23 protein-coding genes are annotated in these 18,618 nt (G+C 30.5%); 9 read left to right on the forward strand and 14 right to left on the reverse strand.

Annotated features, from left to right (window positions below; all coding sequences use genetic code 11):
• Positions 1-5: 5 nt before the first annotated feature.
• From ACTTA4_RS00935 to ACTTA4_RS00945, 3 genes are read right to left on the reverse strand one after another with little or no spacing between them, the layout of a single operon-like run.
• The gene (locus ACTTA4_RS00935) at positions 6-134 is read right to left on the reverse strand and encodes a DUF2256 domain-containing protein (protein ID WP_440633134.1); all 129 of its coding nucleotides are present in this window, start codon (positions 132-134) and stop codon (positions 6-8) included.
• A gap of 1 nt (position 135) precedes the next feature.
• Positions 136-465, reverse strand: a complete 330-nt coding sequence (locus ACTTA4_RS00940; protein WP_440633135.1) for a hypothetical protein — start codon at positions 463-465, stop codon at positions 136-138.
• A gap of 5 nt (positions 466-470) precedes the next feature.
• Positions 471-1,961, reverse strand: coding sequence for a cryptochrome/photolyase family protein (locus ACTTA4_RS00945; RefSeq protein ID WP_440633136.1), 1,491 nt, complete (start codon positions 1,959-1,961; stop codon positions 471-473).
• Between the two features lie 27 nt (positions 1,962-1,988).
• On the opposite strand from ACTTA4_RS00945, the gene ACTTA4_RS00950 reads away from it, so the two are divergent.
• The 3 genes from ACTTA4_RS00950 to ACTTA4_RS00960 are packed head-to-tail and all read left to right on the forward strand — an operon-like array spanning position 1,989 to position 4,753.
• Positions 1,989-2,699, forward strand: a complete 711-nt coding sequence (locus ACTTA4_RS00950; protein WP_440633137.1) for an SDR family NAD(P)-dependent oxidoreductase — start codon at positions 1,989-1,991, stop codon at positions 2,697-2,699.
• Positions 2,674-3,768, forward strand: coding sequence for a PQQ-dependent sugar dehydrogenase (locus tag ACTTA4_RS00955; RefSeq protein WP_440633138.1), 1,095 nt, complete (start codon positions 2,674-2,676; stop codon positions 3,766-3,768). The genes ACTTA4_RS00950 and ACTTA4_RS00955 overlap by 26 nt, the downstream gene beginning before the upstream one ends.
• Position 3,769: 1 nt before the next feature.
• Positions 3,770-4,753, forward strand: coding sequence for an MBL fold metallo-hydrolase (locus ACTTA4_RS00960; RefSeq protein ID WP_440633139.1), 984 nt, complete (start codon positions 3,770-3,772; stop codon positions 4,751-4,753).
• Here ACTTA4_RS00960 and ACTTA4_RS00965 read toward each other — a convergent pair.
• From ACTTA4_RS00965 to hemC, 10 genes are all read right to left on the reverse strand, one after another.
• Positions 4,748-5,674 (reverse strand): AEC family transporter, encoded by a 927-nt coding sequence (locus tag ACTTA4_RS00965; protein ID WP_440633140.1) that lies wholly within the window; start codon positions 5,672-5,674, stop codon positions 4,748-4,750. The two genes, ACTTA4_RS00960 and ACTTA4_RS00965, sit on opposite strands and share 6 nt — an antisense overlap.
• Before the next feature lie 3 nt (positions 5,675-5,677).
• Positions 5,678-6,469 (reverse strand): TauD/TfdA dioxygenase family protein, encoded by a 792-nt coding sequence (locus ACTTA4_RS00970; RefSeq protein ID WP_440633141.1) that lies wholly within the window; start codon positions 6,467-6,469, stop codon positions 5,678-5,680.
• A complete protein-coding gene (locus ACTTA4_RS00975; RefSeq protein ID WP_440633142.1) occupies positions 6,456-7,334 on the reverse strand; it encodes an alpha/beta fold hydrolase in 879 nt (292 codons plus the stop codon). The genes ACTTA4_RS00970 and ACTTA4_RS00975 overlap by 14 nt, the downstream gene beginning before the upstream one ends.
• A gap of 10 nt (positions 7,335-7,344) precedes the next feature.
• Entirely contained in the window at positions 7,345-7,614 is a 270-nt protein-coding gene (locus ACTTA4_RS00980; protein WP_440633143.1) for an SHOCT domain-containing protein, read from the reverse strand.
• Positions 7,615-7,617: 3 nt separating this feature from the next.
• Entirely contained in the window at positions 7,618-7,821 is a 204-nt protein-coding gene (locus ACTTA4_RS00985) for a hypothetical protein (protein WP_262589965.1), read from the reverse strand.
• A gap of 79 nt (positions 7,822-7,900) precedes the next feature.
• Positions 7,901-8,746: a bifunctional 5,10-methylenetetrahydrofolate dehydrogenase/5,10-methenyltetrahydrofolate cyclohydrolase gene (locus ACTTA4_RS00990; protein WP_440633144.1), complete on the reverse strand. Its 846-nt coding sequence runs from the start codon at positions 8,744-8,746 to the stop codon at positions 7,901-7,903.
• An 8-nt stretch (positions 8,747-8,754) separates the two neighbouring features.
• Positions 8,755-9,045 (reverse strand): YggT family protein, encoded by a 291-nt coding sequence (locus ACTTA4_RS00995; RefSeq protein WP_262589968.1) that lies wholly within the window; start codon positions 9,043-9,045, stop codon positions 8,755-8,757.
• The gene (locus ACTTA4_RS01000; RefSeq protein ID WP_262589969.1) at positions 9,042-10,127 is read right to left on the reverse strand and encodes a mechanosensitive ion channel family protein; all 1,086 of its coding nucleotides are present in this window, start codon (positions 10,125-10,127) and stop codon (positions 9,042-9,044) included. Before ACTTA4_RS01000 ends, ACTTA4_RS00995 begins: the two co-directional genes overlap by 4 nt.
• Positions 10,128-10,129: 2 nt before the next feature.
• The gene (locus ACTTA4_RS01005; RefSeq protein WP_440633145.1) at positions 10,130-10,828 is read right to left on the reverse strand and encodes a uroporphyrinogen-III synthase; all 699 of its coding nucleotides are present in this window, start codon (positions 10,826-10,828) and stop codon (positions 10,130-10,132) included.
• Between the two features lies 1 nt (position 10,829).
• The gene (gene hemC / locus ACTTA4_RS01010; protein WP_440633146.1) at positions 10,830-11,747 is read right to left on the reverse strand and encodes a hydroxymethylbilane synthase; all 918 of its coding nucleotides are present in this window, start codon (positions 11,745-11,747) and stop codon (positions 10,830-10,832) included.
• A gap of 56 nt (positions 11,748-11,803) precedes the next feature.
• Between hemC and tsaD the strand changes: the two genes are divergently transcribed.
• From tsaD to acs, 3 genes are read left to right on the forward strand one after another with little or no spacing between them, the layout of a single operon-like run.
• Positions 11,804-12,877, forward strand: coding sequence for a tRNA (adenosine(37)-N6)-threonylcarbamoyltransferase complex transferase subunit TsaD (gene tsaD / locus ACTTA4_RS01015; RefSeq protein WP_440633147.1), 1,074 nt, complete (start codon positions 11,804-11,806; stop codon positions 12,875-12,877).
• Complete coding sequence (locus tag ACTTA4_RS01020) at positions 12,877-13,290, forward strand: EVE domain-containing protein (protein ID WP_440633148.1); 414 nt, start codon at positions 12,877-12,879, stop codon at positions 13,288-13,290. The genes tsaD and ACTTA4_RS01020 overlap by 1 nt, the downstream gene beginning before the upstream one ends.
• Positions 13,291-13,303: 13 nt before the next feature.
• Positions 13,304-15,370 carry an acetate--CoA ligase gene (acs, locus tag ACTTA4_RS01025; protein WP_440633149.1) on the forward strand — a complete coding sequence of 689 codons (2,067 nt, stop codon included), beginning with the start codon at positions 13,304-13,306 and terminating at the stop codon, positions 15,368-15,370.
• Here the strand turns inward: acs and ACTTA4_RS01030 are convergent.
• Positions 15,367-15,990 (reverse strand): esterase, encoded by a 624-nt coding sequence (locus ACTTA4_RS01030; RefSeq protein ID WP_440633150.1) that lies wholly within the window; start codon positions 15,988-15,990, stop codon positions 15,367-15,369. The genes acs and ACTTA4_RS01030 overlap by 4 nt on opposite strands.
• A gap of 121 nt (positions 15,991-16,111) precedes the next feature.
• Between ACTTA4_RS01030 and ACTTA4_RS01035 the strand changes: the two genes are divergently transcribed.
• The 3 genes from ACTTA4_RS01035 to ACTTA4_RS01045 all read left to right on the forward strand — a co-directional run bounded on the left by ACTTA4_RS01035 (position 16,112) and on the right by ACTTA4_RS01045 (position 18,612).
• Entirely contained in the window at positions 16,112-16,372 is a 261-nt protein-coding gene (locus tag ACTTA4_RS01035; RefSeq protein WP_440633151.1) for a DUF4212 domain-containing protein, read from the forward strand.
• Positions 16,372-18,186 carry a sodium:solute symporter family protein gene (locus tag ACTTA4_RS01040; protein WP_440633152.1) on the forward strand — a complete coding sequence of 605 codons (1,815 nt, stop codon included), beginning with the start codon at positions 16,372-16,374 and terminating at the stop codon, positions 18,184-18,186. Before ACTTA4_RS01035 ends, ACTTA4_RS01040 begins: the two co-directional genes overlap by 1 nt.
• 69 nt (positions 18,187-18,255) lie before the next feature.
• Positions 18,256-18,612: a hypothetical protein gene (locus ACTTA4_RS01045; RefSeq protein ID WP_440619143.1), complete on the forward strand. Its 357-nt coding sequence runs from the start codon at positions 18,256-18,258 to the stop codon at positions 18,610-18,612.
• Positions 18,613-18,618: the final 6 nt, after the last annotated feature.

The following is an 18,618-nucleotide window of genomic DNA, read 5'->3' on the forward strand; positions in this document are numbered from 1 at the left end:
TATGGCTAATTTAGCTTAGAACACTTCTTGGAACAATATTTTACTCTATCCCAATTAAGTTTCCATTTTTTTCGCCAAGTAAATGGTCTTTTACATACAGGGCATATTTTTGTGGGTAAGTTTTGTTTTTTCAATTTAATATTCTTTAAAATTTTTATTCCAAAGATCTAAAGCTTCATCCCAATTTGGAATATGATCGCTTTCATAACCATATGTAGAGCCTGTTGCAATTGCTCTAAAGTTTCTCATTGCTTTTGAGTGCTCAGTTCCATTTAAATATTTAACCATCAGCTTTCTATCTTTCCAAGCTGTTAAAGTATGCTGGTATCCGTTAAATGGCTTCGTTTCACAAAATATGTTTCCCTCAGCTTTTTGTGCTGCCTTAAAAGATGGGATTGCTAACAACCAGAATCTTAATTTTGAAAAAAAATTTTTTGGCTTTAAACCAGTAATGGCAATATACATAAAGTTTAGTTTGTATTTTGTTTAATAAATTTATCAGCTTCTGATAAAATCATTTTTTTTCTCTCATCTTTCATTTTATCAAAAATTCTTACCATCATAGATAATCTTGGATTTTTTAAAAAAAATTTTCTATTTCTGTCAATAAATCTCCAATAAAGACCATCCATGGTGTTACACCAATCACCTTTCTTAAAGTCCATCATTTTCAAAAAATATGCAGATCCACAAATATATGGTTTAGTCGCGAAAATCCCTCCATCACTAAACAATCCCATTCCATATACATTGGGAACCATTACCCAATCTGATGAGTCTACAAACATCTCCATAAACCACTTATAAACAATTGTAGGCTTTATCTCACAAAGGTTCATAATATTGGATAAGATCATTAATCTTTCAATGTGATGTGACCAAGCATGATTAACTGCATTTTTAATCGCATAATCTAAAGGTGGAAGACCAGTAGTACCCTCATACCAAGAATTTTTCATTTTTCTATTTTGTTTGAAAAAATTTCCAGTTTCCATTTCTTGAGAATATGATTGATAAATTCCACGCATAAATTCTCGCCAACCAATCACCTGGCGAATGTAACCCTCTAAAGAATTCATTCTAATTTTATTTTTCTTATGAAAGTCTAAAACTTTTTGGACAACAAATTCAGGAGTTATTAAACCTAAATTTATGTAGGGACTTAATGCACTATGGAACAGGATATTATCTTTTTGATCAACCGCATCCTCATAATCACCAAAAAGATTAGATTTTTCTTTTATAAAAAAATTCAATAGTTTAACTACATCTTCGTATTCCGTTGCAAACCAAAAATTATTTGTACTACCTGGGTGATTTTTAAATTCTTTTTCAATAATAGGCTTTAATTTTTTTGTATGAATGGTTTCATTTATTTTTGGAAAATTAGGAATTGAAATATTTTTAGGTAATTTATTTCTATTATCTTCATCAAAGCTCCATTTACCTCCAACTGGATTACCATCAGAACCCATCAATATTCCAGATTTTTTTCTAACATCCTTGTAGAAAGTTGCCATAAAAGGTTTTTTAGATTTTGATAAATAATTTTTAAATTCATCTCTCGAATTTAAAAACATAGGGGTTTGAATAACATTCCAGTGAATTTTTTCTTTTTTAAAAAATTGTGAAATTTTTTTCTCAAAAAATTTATCCTCTACTTCAAAACTTGAAATTTCTTTTACTTTTTTTTGTGTGATTATTTTTTTTAATTTTTTTAAATAATCTTCATTAAATTCTTTATCCTCGATTTTATAATAATCTAATTTAAATTTATTTTTTCTTAATCCATCTGCATAAGAACGCATAGAAGATAAAAATAATAAAATTTTTTGTTTATGATGCTTTTCATATGTACATAAACCCTTATCTTCAGCCATAAAGAATAGGTGGTCTTTTTTGAAGCGGTCTAGGTATTTTGTTGGAAATAATTGATTACCAAGTATAAAAAATAACTTCATAGTTAAATATAACTAATAAAATTTTTTATGTCAGAAAAATATGTAATTTTTGGTGCGACAGGTTCTATTGGATCAAGTTTAGCGGAACAACTAAAAAACTCTGGAAACGATATTCATTTAGTTGGGAGAAATGAAAGTGAACTTAGTTCTATCTCTGAAAAACTTGGATGCTCACATACCGTTGCAGATGTTTTGGAGGAAGGATTTATTGAAAAAGTTAAATCAGATATTTCTGAAATTAAAGGCCTAGCTTATTGCGTCGGTTCAATTGATTTAAAACCATTAAGAATGGTTAATGAACAAGATTTTCAAAAATGCATGAAACTTAATCTTTATTCTGCTGTAGAAGCTATTAAAGGATATCAGGAAAGTTTAAAAAAAAATAAAGGTTCAATAGTTTTATTTTCAACTGTTGCTGCTCAAAGAGGTTTTACAAATCATGCAATCATAGCTTCAGCAAAAGCAGCTATTGAAGGATTGACGGTTTCTCTTGCAGCAGAATTTGCTCCAAACATACGAGTAAATTGTGTGGCACCAAGTTTAACAAAATCTAAAATAGCAGAACCAATGCTAAAAAATAATGCTATAGCTGAAGGTATTGCAAAAGCACATCCTCTTAAAAGATTGGGTGAAGGTAAAGACTCCGCTGCTCTTGCAAAATTTTTACTAACAGAAGAAAGTTCTTGGGTAACAGGCCAAATAATTGCGGTTGATGGTGGTAGGTCTAAACTTTCATAAAGTGATCAAATATTTTTTATCTATATTTTTCTTTTTTTTATTTTCATCAAAAAGTTTTTCTGAAAATTTTACTTTTAAAAAATTGGTAGATTTAAGCGACCCATGGGGATCGTCTTTTATAAGTGATAAAGAGCTTATTATCACTGAAAAAACTGGAAAAATAAAAATAGCAAATATTATTTCTGAAGAAGTTTATGAAGTTGAACATAACTTAAATTATTTTGTACACGGACAGGGAGGTTTATTAGATATTATTTACCAAAATAATCACTTATGGATTTCTTATTCAGAAAATCGCGGGGATTGGAAAACAAGTACCTCGATTGCAAAAGCTGAACTAAATAAAAAAAATTTAGATTTTAAAAATATATTTCAAGCTGAACCACCAATAGAATCTGGTTATCATTTCGGTTCAAGATTAGCTATAAAAGATAATTATCTTTTTGCATCTGCTGGAGAAAGAGGTGGAGGTATGATTGCTCAAGACCCAACAAACCATCCTGGAAGTATTATCAGAATTCATTTAGATGGTAGTATTCCAAAAGATAACCCTAAGTTTGAAGGAAAATCAAACTGGTTACCAGAAATTTATCAAATTGGTGTTCGTAATCCTCAAGGTCTAACCTATTCCTCTTTTGATGGAAAAATTTATGCAAGCAACCATGGTGCAAAAGGTGGTGATTGGTTTGGTGAAATAAAAAAAGGTGAAAATTATGGTTGGAAAATTTTAGGTTGGGGTGGAACAAATTATTCAGGCTCAAAGATTGGACCTAAATGGAAACTAGGTTTTACTAAGGCAATCCAATACTGGGTACCTTCAATAGCAGCAAGTGCTATAACTATTTATAAGGGAAAAGAATTTAGTGAATGGAATGGCGAAGCGTTAATTACTTCTTTAAAAGATAAATCAATGAGAAAATTAAACTTTCAAAATTTGTCTAATATTGAAGAAACAATTATTTTTAAAGATAAAATTGGAAGAATAAGAGACATACAAGTTCACCCTGTTAATGGAAAAATATATTTTCTTGCAGGAAACAGTTTATGGTTAATGGAGAAAAAAAAATAATATGAAAGAAAGACCTTATCATCATTTACCTGATGGTACTTTCAGGAATCCAAAAGGATCTCCAGTAATAATATCCAGATCAGGAAAATTTTCTTATAGAACTTTCAGTAAATTAAGAAAAAAAGTTGATTTATCTTATCCAAAAGAACATGTGATTGAAAAAGAAAAAGTGTTAGCTGATTTAGAAAAATATAAAGATAATGATTATATTGCTTGGATAGGTCACGCGACATACCTCATAAAATTAGGTAAAACCACTATTATAACAGACCCTGTATTTTCAAAAAATGCTGGACCACTTATCTTTGGTCCAAAAAGATTTACTAATCCCGCAATAAAATTAAATGAGATACCCCAAACAGATATATTTTTACTCACTCATAATCATTACGATCATCAGGACATGTCAACAATTAGAAATTTTCCTTTCAAGAGTGCAAAAGTATTAACACCTCTAAATCTTGGTAAATATTTTAAAGGATATAAAGATGTAAATGAAATGGATTGGTATGATCAAATAATTATAAATGAGGATTTGAAAATTTCTTTACTTCCTGCAGTTCATTGGTCAAAGAGAAGTTTAACAGACACTAATAAAACTTTGTGGGGCAATTTTTTAATAGAACATAAAAATAAAAAAATTTTATTTGCATGTGACACCGGATATGGGGAAATCTACAAAGAACTAGGTGAAAAATATGGTCCTATAGATCTGACAATGATTAATATTGGGGCTTATAATTTCAAACCAATGTTTGATAAAACTATTTATCATACTACACCTGAAGAAGCCTTGAATGTTGCACAGGACCTAAAAAGTAAAAAAGTATTAGGAATGCATTGGGGAACATTTGTTTTATCATTAGAGCCGATTATGGAACCCCCAATTAGATTTAAAGATAGTGCTGAAAAATATGGTTTTAGTAAAGAAGATGCTATTATTTTTAAAATTGGAGAAGTTAGTCCTCTAGATAAATTGTTATAGAGTTAAATACTTAATTGCAAAAAATATAGTCCCTATAGAAGCAATAGTAGAAACAAAAATTGCTTTTATTATATTTTCAGGACTTACATTGTAAGCAGCACATAAAACTATAGAAGTAACTCCACAAGGTGCAACACTCACAAAGAAAGCACCTGGTATTTCAGCTGGCAATCCTGCATTAAAAAACACTAATCCAATTAACAATAAAATTATTGGGGAAATAACTAATTTTAAAACTGAAATAGATACAGATAATTTGTTAATTACATTTTTAGTATAAAATGAAAGAATTATACCAATTGCAAACAATCCAACTGGTGAAACACATGCTGCAAGTTTAGACAAAGTATATTCAATCGGAGTTTGATCAATATTAAAATTTAATAATAAAAATAATAGACCTATAATTATTGAAAGAATAAATGGGTTTAAAAATAAATTTTTAATAAAATTAAATAAATTTATATTTTTTTTTGTAGATAGTTCGAGAAAAAAAGCAATTATAGATAATAAAATTATCCCATCCATTAATATTATACTTGCAACTTGAGTAATTACATTTTGTTGAAAATAAATTTCTGTTATTGGTAAGAGCAAAGTTACATGGTTTGATAATGCAACTGTTAAAGCCCAAATTATAGACTCTGGAATAGATCTTTTAAAATATTTTGAAGTTATTATGTAAGCGATAATTCCACATATCGATTGCATAATTAAATAAGAAAAAATTTGTTTGAAATCTACTTGTCCGATTTCATTTTGGGCTATTAGCTTAATTATCAATGCCGGGACTGCAATATAGAACAAGAAAAGATTTAAAATTTTAGCATGACTAAGGTCTAAGACTTTCAACTTACCAAACACAAATCCTAAAAAAGTAATAAATATAAATGGAGTTAGTCCTAAAAAAATTGCGAACATTTATTATTTAATGGTAATTCTATGCATTATTCTATTTCCTTTGAATGATGTTGCCTGATGAAGCATAGATCTATTATCCCATATAGCCAATTGATTTTTTTCCCAAGGCAATGAAAACTGAAACTTCTTCTTAATTTGATGATTAAATAAAAATTTTTTTAACTTTTCTTGATTTTTTATTTTTGAACTAAAACCAACAAAGTGCCCTGGGCTGCAATAAATGGAATAATTTGTACTGATTTTTCTAATTATTTTATGTGAAGATTTAAGTTCTTTTATATTTTTTCCTTTTTCTTTTACTCTTTCTTTGGTTGTAACCGAAATTGGACCCTCAGATGAATATTTGGCCTTAATGTTTTTAAATTTTCTTTTTATTGAATTTGGTAATTCTTTATAAGCAAGATATTGAGAACAAAATTCTGTATTAGCCTTTCCTTTTTTTGGTACAAGTTTTGAAAACAACATTGTAAATCTTGGTGGCTTTTTTGTATAAATTGAGTCGGTATGAAATTGTTCACCGAAACTTGGACCTTTATCTGTTGATTTTCTTTGCACTACTGTAATTTGAGGAAATTTCTTATTTAAACCTTTCAATCTTGGATAGTTGGCTAATTTTCCAAAATTTTTTGCAAACTTTATATAAAGTTTAGAAGTTAATTTTTGTTTTTTAAAATATAACATCCCATATTGGTTAAGTGCTTTTTTAATTTTAAAAATATCTTTATTTGTAATTTCTTTTAAATTTACAGTTATTTCCGCACCAATATTTTTTTTATTTGGTTTAATTTCCAACATTTTTTAAAAAAAAATTCTTTAGATGATTTATGGTTTGTTTAGGATTTTCCTCTGGAATGAAATGATCTGAATTAATTTCTGCTCCATAAACTTTTTTGTTTGTGTATTTTTGCCAAATCTTAACTGATTTAAATTGCGTTCCAACAACTCCCTTTTTTCCCCACAAAACTTGTATAGGAATGTTTAGTTTTTTTTTCCTATCCTTTTTATCATGCTCTAAATCTATAGTAGCTGCAGCCCTATAATCTTCACAGGTTGCATGAATTCTTTTTTTTTGTTTAAAGACTCTTAAATACTCACCCTCAACTCTTCCAACCGCGAGTTTAGATGATCTGTTAAAACGACTTTTTAACCATTTCTGAGGATCTGCCATGATCATTTTCTCCGGTAAAGGTGCTGGCTGTATTAAATAAAACCAATGAAAATATCCAGTTGCGAATTTCATATCTGTGTGCTCATACATGTCCAGAGTTGGACAAATATCTAAAACGCTCAAAGCTAAAATTTTATCTCTAAAATCTCTTGCCATTCTGTGTGCAACTCTTCCACCTCTATCATGACCTGCTACAAAAAATTTTCTGAAATTCAGTTTACTCATTAACTGAACCATATCTTTGGCCATTTCTCTTTTAGAATAATTTTTATGATTAATTCCACCAGGTAAAACAAAGCTATCTCCATATCCTCTAAGGTCTGCAACTATCACAGTAAAATATTTACTAAGCTCTGGAGCAGTTTTGTGCCACATCGCATGAGTTTGAGGGTATCCATGAAGTAGCAATAAGGGGGGACCGTTCCCTTTAAATCTGCAAAAAATTTTTCCTTTATTTACTTTTATGAATTGTTTTTTAAATCCACTAAACATGATTAAACTATTAATTGTTCAATAGTTTACTTTTTGCCTTTTCAAATTCTTCTTGAGTTAAAACTCCACTTTTATGCAGTTCATTTAATTTGCTAATTTCATTACTTAAGTCATTAGAATTTGTTTGGGAAACTTGAGTTTCGCTTTCGTCTTTTTCCTCTGATTTAACAGGTCTGTTATCAACTTTGGCCTTAAAACCTTTCATAATTGCAGAACCGCCTAGGTAAAAAACAAATCCTAGAATTGGAACTGCTAAAGCAAAAAAAATAATTTTTTCCATTAATTAATCCTCATCCTCATCTCTCCAACCTTTTTCATACATTAAATATCCAGCCAAGATAACAGAAAAAACTCCAGCAATCATTCCAAAATCAAATCCAACTTGTTTATTATATAAATACCAACCTAATTGGGTAGCCCCAATTGGAACTGCAGTTAATAAAATCATTATTATTGCAATTCTGTATTCGTATTTAGGTTTTTTCATTAAAATCAGCTTATCAAATACAACAGTAATTAAATCAGTTTAAATATCCTTGAGACAATTAAACTTAGATAAAAAGTCTTTATTTTTGTGATCTTTTAAAACACTCGATTGTGTTTTTTAATAAACAAGCGATAGTCATTGGTCCCACACCGCCTGGAACTGGCGTTAAGGCTTTTGCATTTTTTGAAACGTCTTCAAAATCAACATCTCCAACAATACCTTTGTCAGTTTTATTGATACCAACATCGATTACTATTGCATCTTTCTTTACCCAGTCTCCTTTTACAAGCTCGGGTATTCCAACTGCTGCAACAATTATATCAGCTTCTAAACATTCAGCTTTTAGATCTTTGGTTTTTGAATGAGTAATTGTTACAGTACAATTCTCTTTCAAAAGTAATTGCGTCATTGGTTTTCCATTTAAATTTGATCTACCAACTACTACAGCTTTTTTTCCACTTAAATTTGGTTCAATTTTTTTTATTAACAAGTAACAGCCAAGAGGTGTACAAGGTACTGAGCTTTCATAACCTGATGAAAGATTTCCTACATTCATTGGATGAAAACCATCTACATCTTTAGAAGGATCAATAGCCTCAATAACTTTTTGCTTATCTATATGTTTTGGTAATGGTAATTGAACTAAAATTCCTGAAACTGTTTCATCTTTATTTAGTTCTTCAATTTTTTCTAAAACAGTTTTTTCTTCAACACTATCAGGATATTTAATTACTTCTGATTTTAACCCTACTTCGTTTGCTGATTTTTCTTTATTACGAACATAAATTTGACTTGGAGTAAGATCTCCAATTAATATCACAGTTAAACCAGGAACTTTATTATGTTTAGATTTAAGTCCTGATACTTCTTGTTTTAATTCTTCTCTTAATTCAGCTGCAGCTTTTTTTCCGTCAATTAAAATCATTTTACTTTCTAAAATATAATTGGTGCAATGTAGAGTTTCATACACATTTCAATAAACCAAATCAATAGAAGAAGAATGATTGGTGAAATATCTAGTGATCCTAAATTAGGCAAAAAACGTCTAATTTTATTAAGAATTGGCTCAGTTAATTTGTAAGTAAGCTCCAAAATTGAGTAAACAAATCTGTTTTGAGTATTTAAAACATTAAATGCTATCAACCAGCTTATAACTACATTTGCTATTACAACATAAGAATACAGTTTTAAAATCTGTAAAACTAAATAAAAAATTGCTATCATTTTTTCTCAACATAAATTGACTGACTTGGGAAAGCAAAAGAGGCCTTATTTTTTTCTACAATCTGCTTAATTTCAATTGCCAATCTCTCTTTAACTTCTAGTGAATTACTCCAACTATTTGAATTCGTAAAACATCTTACCAATAAATCTATTGAACTATCAGAAAACTTCTCAATTCTAACTGCAACCCCAGTTGATTGATTAAAGTCTTCACTGTTGTTTATATAACTTTCAATTTCCTCTCTTATTTTTTTTAATTGATCAATCGTAGAATCGTACTGCAATGTAATTATCCATCTAATTCTCCAATTAGATGTTTCGCTAACATTAACCACAGCATTTTCTGCAAATTGAAAATTAGGAATAATCGCTAGAGATTTATCAAACTTTCTTATTGTTGTTGATCTAAAACCAATTTTTTCAACTGTGCCTTCAATAATCCCATCTACTGCAATCCAATCTCCAATTTTAAATCTTTTTTCAACTAATACCAAAATTCCAGAAATTAAATTTTTAAATAAATCTTGCGCTCCAAGCGCAACAGCAACCCCAAACAAACCAAGACCAGCAATAATTGGTCCTATCTTAATACCCCATAATTCTAGTACTGCAGCTAATCCTAAAATAAATATTAAAATCTTAAGTGATTTAATTATCCAACCAATAAGTTCTCTAGTTAAAAGTTTATCTAGTCCACTTAAGATATATGAAATAGGTTCTATAATTTGGTGAATAACCCAAAAAATTAATATCGTAATTAACGTTCTATTAATTGTATCAACTACTTCTCTACCCTCTGTTGAAAAAGTCATGTAGTAACTCGCAATAAAGAAACCTAAAACAATTGGTAAAAATCTAGCTGGACCAATTAATGACTGAACAAAAGTGTCATCTAATTTATTTGTTGTTCTTTTTGAGATAATTTCTAATTTTTTTATAATTAATTTACTAATTAGCCCCCTAAAGACTAAAAAAAGTAAGAATATCCCTATTCCAATTAAAATTTGAAAAATATCGACACCAAGTATTCCTTTATTCCAAACAGATAAAAATATTTCAGAAAAATTATTTATTAATTCCATACCTAAATTTTATATAACAAAAACTCTTCTTCTCCAGGATTAAAAAGAAATATCTTTTTCCATTTAATTTCATTCAATATTGACGAGGTTTTTTCACCTATACACATCAAGTTTGTATTCATCCAAAGGTTTTCTGTTTGATAGATTTTTATAAAATTTAAGAAACTAGAGGCACTGTTTTGAGAATAAACATAAACAATATCTGGCATATTCTGCTTTAATTCATTAACAAAATTTTCATCAAAAGTTTCGGTATGATTTACTTTATAATTTATAATACGTTTAACAGCATACCCTTCTTTTAATAATTGTTGGTCTAAATCAGTTGTTATGATCTCACCACTTATATAAAGAAGTGGAGTTTCTTTTAATTCATAATTTTGTAGAATTAGTTCTTTAAGATTTGAAACATTCCCTTCTGCAGAAATTGTATTTTGGAAGCCTAAATTTCTAGCTTTTTTTTCTGTAGCACTACCAACGCAAAAACAAATTAATTTTTTATTTAAATTTTCTGCATTTAAATTTTTTACAGCATTGGAACTTGTAAAAATTAAACCACCATAATCACGAGAGTTAATTACTTCATGTTGAACTTTTTGAATATTTATTAATGGTAGATGAGATACTTTATGATCTAAAGATTGAAACTTAACTATCATTTCTGAGCAATCTTCTATAGGTCTAGTTAACAAAATGTGCATTTTACTTTTTATACGAATTATTAGATTTAATTTTTAAAATGTTACCAACTTCTGTTCCAATTTCTTTAAACATATCAATATTACCAGATTTTTTTTCATAAAATATTTGAGAACCATCTAGTGAGAATAGTTCAGCTTCAACGGTAATTTTATCCCCCTCTATAATTGAATGAGCACCTATTGCAGTTTCGCAGTCACCTTCCAGTACCTTTAAAATGTTTCTTTCTATATGAGCTCTCATATAAGTATCTTTGTGATTTATTTTTTCCAAAACTTTTATAATTTCATCATCATCATCTCTACACTGTAAAGCAATAATACCTTGGCCTGCACTTGGAATAATTTGATCAGTCGAAAAAATTTCAGAAATTTCATTATCTAAATTTAAATATTTTATACCCGCATAAGACAAAACTATTGCATCATAAATACCTTCCCTTAGCTTTTTGATTCTAGTATCTACATTTCCTCTTATTAATTTACAGTTAACATCTGATCTTATTTTTTTAATTTGAAATTCCCTTCTATAAGATGAGGTTCCTACTATTGCATTTAATTTTAATTCTTTGATATTTTTCTTGTCATTAGTTATTAAAATTTCTCTTGGATCTGTCCTTTCTAAAAATGAATCTGTTCTAAGTTCTTTAGTTTCAATTGCAGGCATATCTTTCAATGCATGCACGGCTATATCAATTTTTTTTTCTTTCAGTTCTTTTTCAATCGTACTAGAAAATAAACCCTTACCACCGACCTCTGATAATCTTCGATCCTGAATTTGATCACCTTTTGTAGTTATTGTTTGAATGACAATCTGATCATCTGGTAAGTCTAAAGTTTCAATAATTTTATCTTTAGCTTTTTGCGCATAAAGCAAAGCCAATTTACTTCCTCTAGAACCTATTATAATTTTTCTATTCATTAAAAAATTTATTTCTTACTTGTATTGAGATTGTACAATTATTAAAAACTATTTGAATGAGTAAAAAACCCTTAATTCTTGGAATAGAGACTAGCTGTGATGAAACTGCAGCATCTATTATAACTGAAAATGACAAAGGAATTCCAACAGTTTTATCCAATATTGTTTCTAGTCAGGTTGATGTTCACAAAGAATTTGGGGGAGTAGTTCCTGAACTAGCTGCAAGATCACATATAGAAAAAATAGATTGGATTGTTGAAAAAGCAATTTCAGATAGTGGAAAAAAAATTGAAGAAATTGATGCTGTTGCTTCAACTGCTGGGCCAGGTTTAATTGTTTGTTTGTCGGTTGGTTTAAGTTTTGGAAAAGCTTTTGCAAGCGCAATTAATAAACCTTTTATAGCTGTTAACCATCTTGAGGGTCATGCATTAAGTCCTAAGTTAAATTCCCATTTAAATTATCCCTATCTATTATTATTAATTTCAGGAGGTCACTCACAATTTTTAAGTGTTCAAGGTCTTGGAAAATATAAAAGATTAGGAACAACTATTGATGACGCATTAGGTGAAGCATTTGATAAAACAGCTAAACTTTTAGGAATTGAATTTCCTGGTGGACCACAAATCGAAGTTTTGGCAAAAAGAGGAGATCCTGAAAAATATGATTTGCCAAAACCAATTTTTAATAAAGGTGGATGTAATTTATCTTTTGCAGGATTAAAAACTGCAATTTTAAAAATTTCAAAAACTATAAAAACAGATCAAGAAAAATTTGACTTAGCAGCCTCTTTTCAGAAAACTGTTGAAGAAATTCTTAATAAAAAAACGAAGATAGCATTTGAAGAATTTGAAAAAGAAAATAAATTTAAAGAAAAAGTTTTTGTAGTTGCTGGAGGAGTTGCTGCTAACAAAAAAATTAGATCTATGTTAATTAATTTATGTGAAGCTAATAATTATAAAAGTATATTTCCACCAATAGAACTTTGTGGAGATAATGCTGCAATGATTGCAATGGTAGGTCTAGAAAAATACAAATTAAATGAATTTAATACTTTGGATTATCCAGCTAAACCAAGATGGCCTTTAGATGAAAAAGCTGCATTTTTGAAAGGTGCAGGAGTGCAACTGTAATGAACTATTGGTTATTAAAATCTGAACCAGATGTTTGGTCAATTGATCAGCAAATTAAGGCTGGAAAAAAAGGAGCACCTTGGGATGGTGTTAGAAATTATCAAGCAGCAAACAATCTAAAAAGTATGAAGAAGGGTGATCACTGTTTTTTCTATCACTCTAATATTGGCAAAGAAGTGGTTGGGATAGTAAAAGTAATTAAAGAACACTATTTAGATAAAACTGATAAGACTGGAAGATTTGTTGCAGTAACAGTCCAATTTAAAAGTAAGTTCTCTAAACCAGTGACCCTTGAAAATATCAAAAAAAATAAGGATTTAAGGGATTTAGCGCTTATTAAACAAAGTAGACTTTCAGTAATGCCAATTGATGATAAAAGCTGGAAAATTATAAATAACATGAGTAAAATTTAAAAAAAAATAATCCATGCCAAAAAAAAAGAAAAAAGCTAAATCTAAAAAAAAAACTAAAGTAAGAAAGAAAACTGCAGTTAAGAAAAAAACTAAAGTTAAAAGAAAAAAATCAAAAAAAATTTTAAAACAAAATGAAAAACCTGCTCCTGAATTAGTTATAAAAACTAAACCTGAGTGGATCAAAAGTAGTTTGGCTAACAAAAGTAAATACGAGCAAAAATATTCTCAATCTATAAAAAATAACGACGAATTTTGGAAAAAAGAGGGAAAAAGAATTACTTGGATTAAATCTTATAAAAAAATTAAAGACGTTAAATACAGTTCTAAGGAAGTAAAAATTAAATGGTTTGAAGATGGAACACTAAATGCATCTGCAAACTGTATCGATAGACATCTAAAAGATAAAAAAGATAAAACAGCAATAATTTGGGTTGGTGATGATCCAAAAGATAGTCAAAAAATTACTTACAAACAGCTTCATCAAAAAGTTTCTAAAGCGGCAAATGGATTAAAAAAATTAGGCATTAAAAAGGGAGATCGGGTTACAATTTATCTCACAATGATACCAGAGCTTGCTATTTTAATGTTAGCATGTGTTAGAATTGGTGCAGTCCACTCAATTATTTTTGGAGGTTTTTCTGCAGACTCTATTTCTGGAAGAGTTAATGATTGTGAGTCAGAATATATAATTACAGCTGATGAAGGTGTTAGAGGTGGAAAAACTATTCCATTAAAAGAAACGACTGATGAAGCATTAGAGAGCTGTCCTAATGTAAAAAAATGTATCGTTGTTAAACGTACAGGAAATTCAATTAGTTGGAATTATGATAGAGATGTTTGGTATCATGATTTAATTAAAGATGTTCCTTCTCAGTGTGAGCCAGAAGAAATGAACGCAGAAGATCCTTTATTTATTTTATACACATCAGGTTCAACTGGAAAACCAAAAGGAGTTCTTCATACAACAGGTGGGTACATGGTGTATGCATCTATGACTCATCAATATATTTTTAATTACAAACCAAAAGATATTTATTGGTGTACTGCTGATATTGGTTGGGTAACAGGTCACAGTTATATTATCTATGGTCCCCTTTCTAACGGTGCAACAACTATAATGTTTGAAGGAATACCAAACTATCCTGATAGCTCTAGATGGTGGCAAATAGTCGATAAATACAAAGTAAATACTTTCTATACTGCACCGACTGCAATTAGAGCTTTAATGAGAGAAGGTGATAAGCCTGTCAAAAAAACATCTAGAAAATCTTTAAAGTTACTTGGAACTGTTGGTGAACCAATAAACCCGGAAGCTTGGATGTGGTATTACAAAACAGTTGGAAATTCTAAGTGCCCAATTGTAGATACATGGTGGCAGACAGAAACAGGAGGGATATTAATTGCTCCTCAAACAGGCGCTATTCCTCTAAAACCTGGCTCTGCAACAAAACCATTTTATGGAATAAAGCCTATGTTAGTTGATAAATCAGGCAAAGAGATAAAAGGACCTGGAGAAGGAAGACTTTGTATAGCACAATCATGGCCTGGACAAATGAGAACAGTATATGGGGATCATCAAAGATTTATAGATACTTATTTTTCTCAGTTTGAAGGTAAATATTTTACTGGTGACGGATGTCGAAGAGACAAGGATGGATATTATTGGATTACAGGTCGGGTAGATGATGTAATTATTGTATCAGGACACAACTTGGGTACTGCTGAAATTGAAAGTGCATTTGTGGCTCATCCAAAGGTAGCAGAGGCAGCAGTTGTAGGTTACCCACATGATATTAAAGGAAATGGTCTATATTGTTATGTAACATTAAATGCTGGTGAAAGAGAAACCGGTGAGCTCGAAAGAGATCTAAAACTTTGGGTTAGAAAACAAATTGGTCCTCTTGCTACACCTGACTTAATTCATTTCACTCCAGGACTTCCAAAAACAAGGTCTGGAAAAATTATGAGAAGAATTTTAAGAAAAATTGCTGCAAATGAACATGGTCAATTGGGAGATACAACTACATTAGCCGATCCTAGTGTTGTAGATAGTTTGGTTGAAAACAGAAAAAATATTTAGAACTGTATTCTGTCTTTAAATTCTTTTTTAATTACATCCCATTTTAAAATAACGGAATTTAAAACTATTTTTCGATCAAGAGTTTTTAATTCATCTGCTATTGGTGCCCATTTGTACATTGCTAAAGCACTTGGATTGAAAGGACGATCATTATAATACTTTTCCCAATCAATTTTAATTAGTCTTTCATCAAATTCTTTTTTCGATTCTTTGATGATATTTAAAGGCATGTTATTTGTTGTCTCATCATCTAAAATTTTTAAAAAAATTTCTTTAGCTTTGTCTAGTTCATTAAAACTAGAATGAACTTTTAAATATGAAAAAGTGAAGAAAGTTAAATCTTGAAGAGCAATAGAATAAATATTCCATTTGGCTTCATTGACAGACTTCATAAATTCATCATTATCAAAATGAAGAACATATCTTGTCCCCATTCTAGTTTTTAAATAACTATAAAGTGTAACTTGAGATACCCAGGCAGATTTTGTTTGAATAAACTCTTCTAACTCATCTAAAGTTTTAATTTTTGTTTTAGGAATAAAAGCTTTAAACAAAGAAAAAAAATAAACTTTGAAATCACTCAAAGATAAATCTTTCCAACTTAATTTTTTTTTACTCATAAAAAGTTAATTTTATTGAAAATAAATGAAAAAATTAACCTAATACGGCTAATTTTACACTTTTATTCTCTTTTATAATGGTTATGGTTTTATCAGTTATAACTAAAAAAGAGAGGTATACATGGCGAAAAACGCTCAACACTGGGAAAAGACCAGAGGTTTGCTATTTGTTACATTAGCAATCTGGGCTGTATTCTCAATGGGTATATTCCTTTTCGGAGCTGAAATGAACTCAGTTACTGGACCTTTTGGGTATCCATTAACTTATTGGTTCACATGTCAAGGTTCTCTTGCAATATTTGTAATCCTTATTTTCTGGTTTGCAGGTAGACAAGAAAAAATTGATGAAGAGTTCGGCTTCAGTGAAAAAGGAGACGACTAATGATTAAGGGTAATTTTATAGATAACTTGCCTAAAGTTTATGGAATCTACACAGGTGGATTTATAGGTTTCATAATCTTAATGGCGATTGGTGAGCAGATGGGTATGTCTGCAAAAGCAATAGGTATTTGCTTTGTAGGTTTTACCATTTTCATCTACGCAGCAATTGGTTGGCTATCTCGAACAGCCCAAGCAAGTAACTATTACGTAGCTGGAAGAACGGTTCCAACTGTGTTCAACGGAATGGCAACAGCAGCCGACTGGATGTCTGGTGCTTCATTCGTTGCGATGGCAGGTGGTATTTACTTCAAAGGTTATGGATACATGGCTTTGCTTGTAGGTTGGACAGGTGGTTATGTGTTAGTTGCAACTTTATTAGCACCATACTTAAGAAAATTTGGCTGTTACACAGTTCCAGATTTCGTAGGTACTAGATACGGTGGTAATACTGCAAGATTGATGGCAGTTATCGTTTTAACTGTTGCATCATTTACATATGTGACTGCACAAATTAACGCTACAGGTACTATTGCAGCTGTTGCTTTAGATATCCCATTCCAATACGCAGTATATGTTGGACTAGTTAGTATTTTACTATGTTCAATGCTTGGTGGTATGAGAGGGGTTACTTGGACACAGGTTGCACAATACATTGTACTAATTATAGCTTACCTACTTCCAGTATTCTGGATCAGTAATAATATTGGTGCGGGTTTCTTCCCACACTTTATGTTAGCTGATGAAGTTGCTAGAATTGGTGAGTTAGAGCAACAGTATGGGTTTGTTAAAAACTCTGCTGCTGATTTAGCTACAGTACCTAAAGGGTTAGCTGGTATTACTAAGGCTCACTCTGAAGTTAACGCAACACCTTGGGCTTTCATCTCATTAGCATTAGCAATGATGATGGGAACAGCTTCATTACCACACGTGATGATGAGGTTCTTTACTACTCCAAGTGTTAAAGCAGCTAGAAAATCAGTAGGTTGGTCAGTATTCTTTATCTTCCTACTATATTCTTCTGCACCTATGTTAGCGACACTATCTAAACTTGCTTTGATTGATCCAAACTTACCGACAGGTATTATTGGTAAATCAATTGCAGAAGTTCAAGCAATCGATTGGTATCAAAACTGGAACCAAGCAAATCTGATGTTTGTAAGCGACTTTAACGGAAATGGAACTGTTGAATTAAACGAGTTCTTCATGGGTGGTAAAGCCGTTGTATTAGCAACACCAGAAATTGCTGGATTACCATATGTAATCTCAGGTCTAGTTGCTGCTGGAGGTTTGGCAGCTGCTATGTCAACTGCAGATGGTTTGATTCTTGCAATTGCAAATGCAATCTCGCATGACGTTTACTACAAAATGGTAGACCCTAAAGCTGAGACTGCTAAGAGACTAGTTGTTGCAAGGGTATTACTTGTAGTAATTGGTTTTGCAGGAGCAACTATTGCAGCAATGGAGATCCAAGGTATCTTAGGTTCAGTAATCTGGGCTTTTGACTTTGCGATGTCTGGATTGTTCTGGCCACTTGTACTTGGTGTATGGTGGAAGAGAGCAAATAAAGAAGGTGCTATAGCTGGTATGGTCTTAGGATTAGTTTCTGGTTTCGCGTATCTAGTTTGGGTACGAAGTGGTGGAAGCGGATTCTTAGGAATTACTCAGTTAACATTTGGTATCTTCGGATCTACTGTTAGCTTAGTAGCTATGGTTGTTGTAAGTTTAATGACTTCAGCACCAAGCGCTGCAACACAAAAAATGGTTGATGATTCTAGGGTACCTTCGGGTGCATCTGTAATCGGCGGCCAAAAATAAATAATCTTTTTAAGGGGCGATTAATTTCGCCCCTTTTATTTCTTTTTAAGATCAAATATAAATTCCTTAATGTCTGCTAACTTTCATCCTTTAGTTTATATAATTGACTATATTCTTGGGATTATAATGTGGACTTTGGTTGGGAGAGTAGCAATGAATATCTTTCAAAGAGAAGATTCAAATTTTTTCTTTATGAAAGCATTTGTAAAATTTACCAATCCCTTATTAAGAATTTTTAAACCTGTTACTCCTTCTTTCATAATTCAACCATTGGTACCACTTTATGTAGCTTGGTTCTTTTTCATGATTAGATTTTATTTGATGCCTTGGATCTTGGGATATTCAGTTATGGGGATGTTGTCTTTTCCTCTTGAAAGTGAAATTTCTAGGCAGATTTATCAATTTTTTAATTCAATTAAATTTTAAAAATTG

The sequence above is a fragment of the Candidatus Pelagibacter sp. HIMB1485 genome, assembly GCF_052048055.1.
Lineage (GTDB): Bacteria > Pseudomonadota > Alphaproteobacteria > Pelagibacterales > Pelagibacteraceae > Pelagibacter.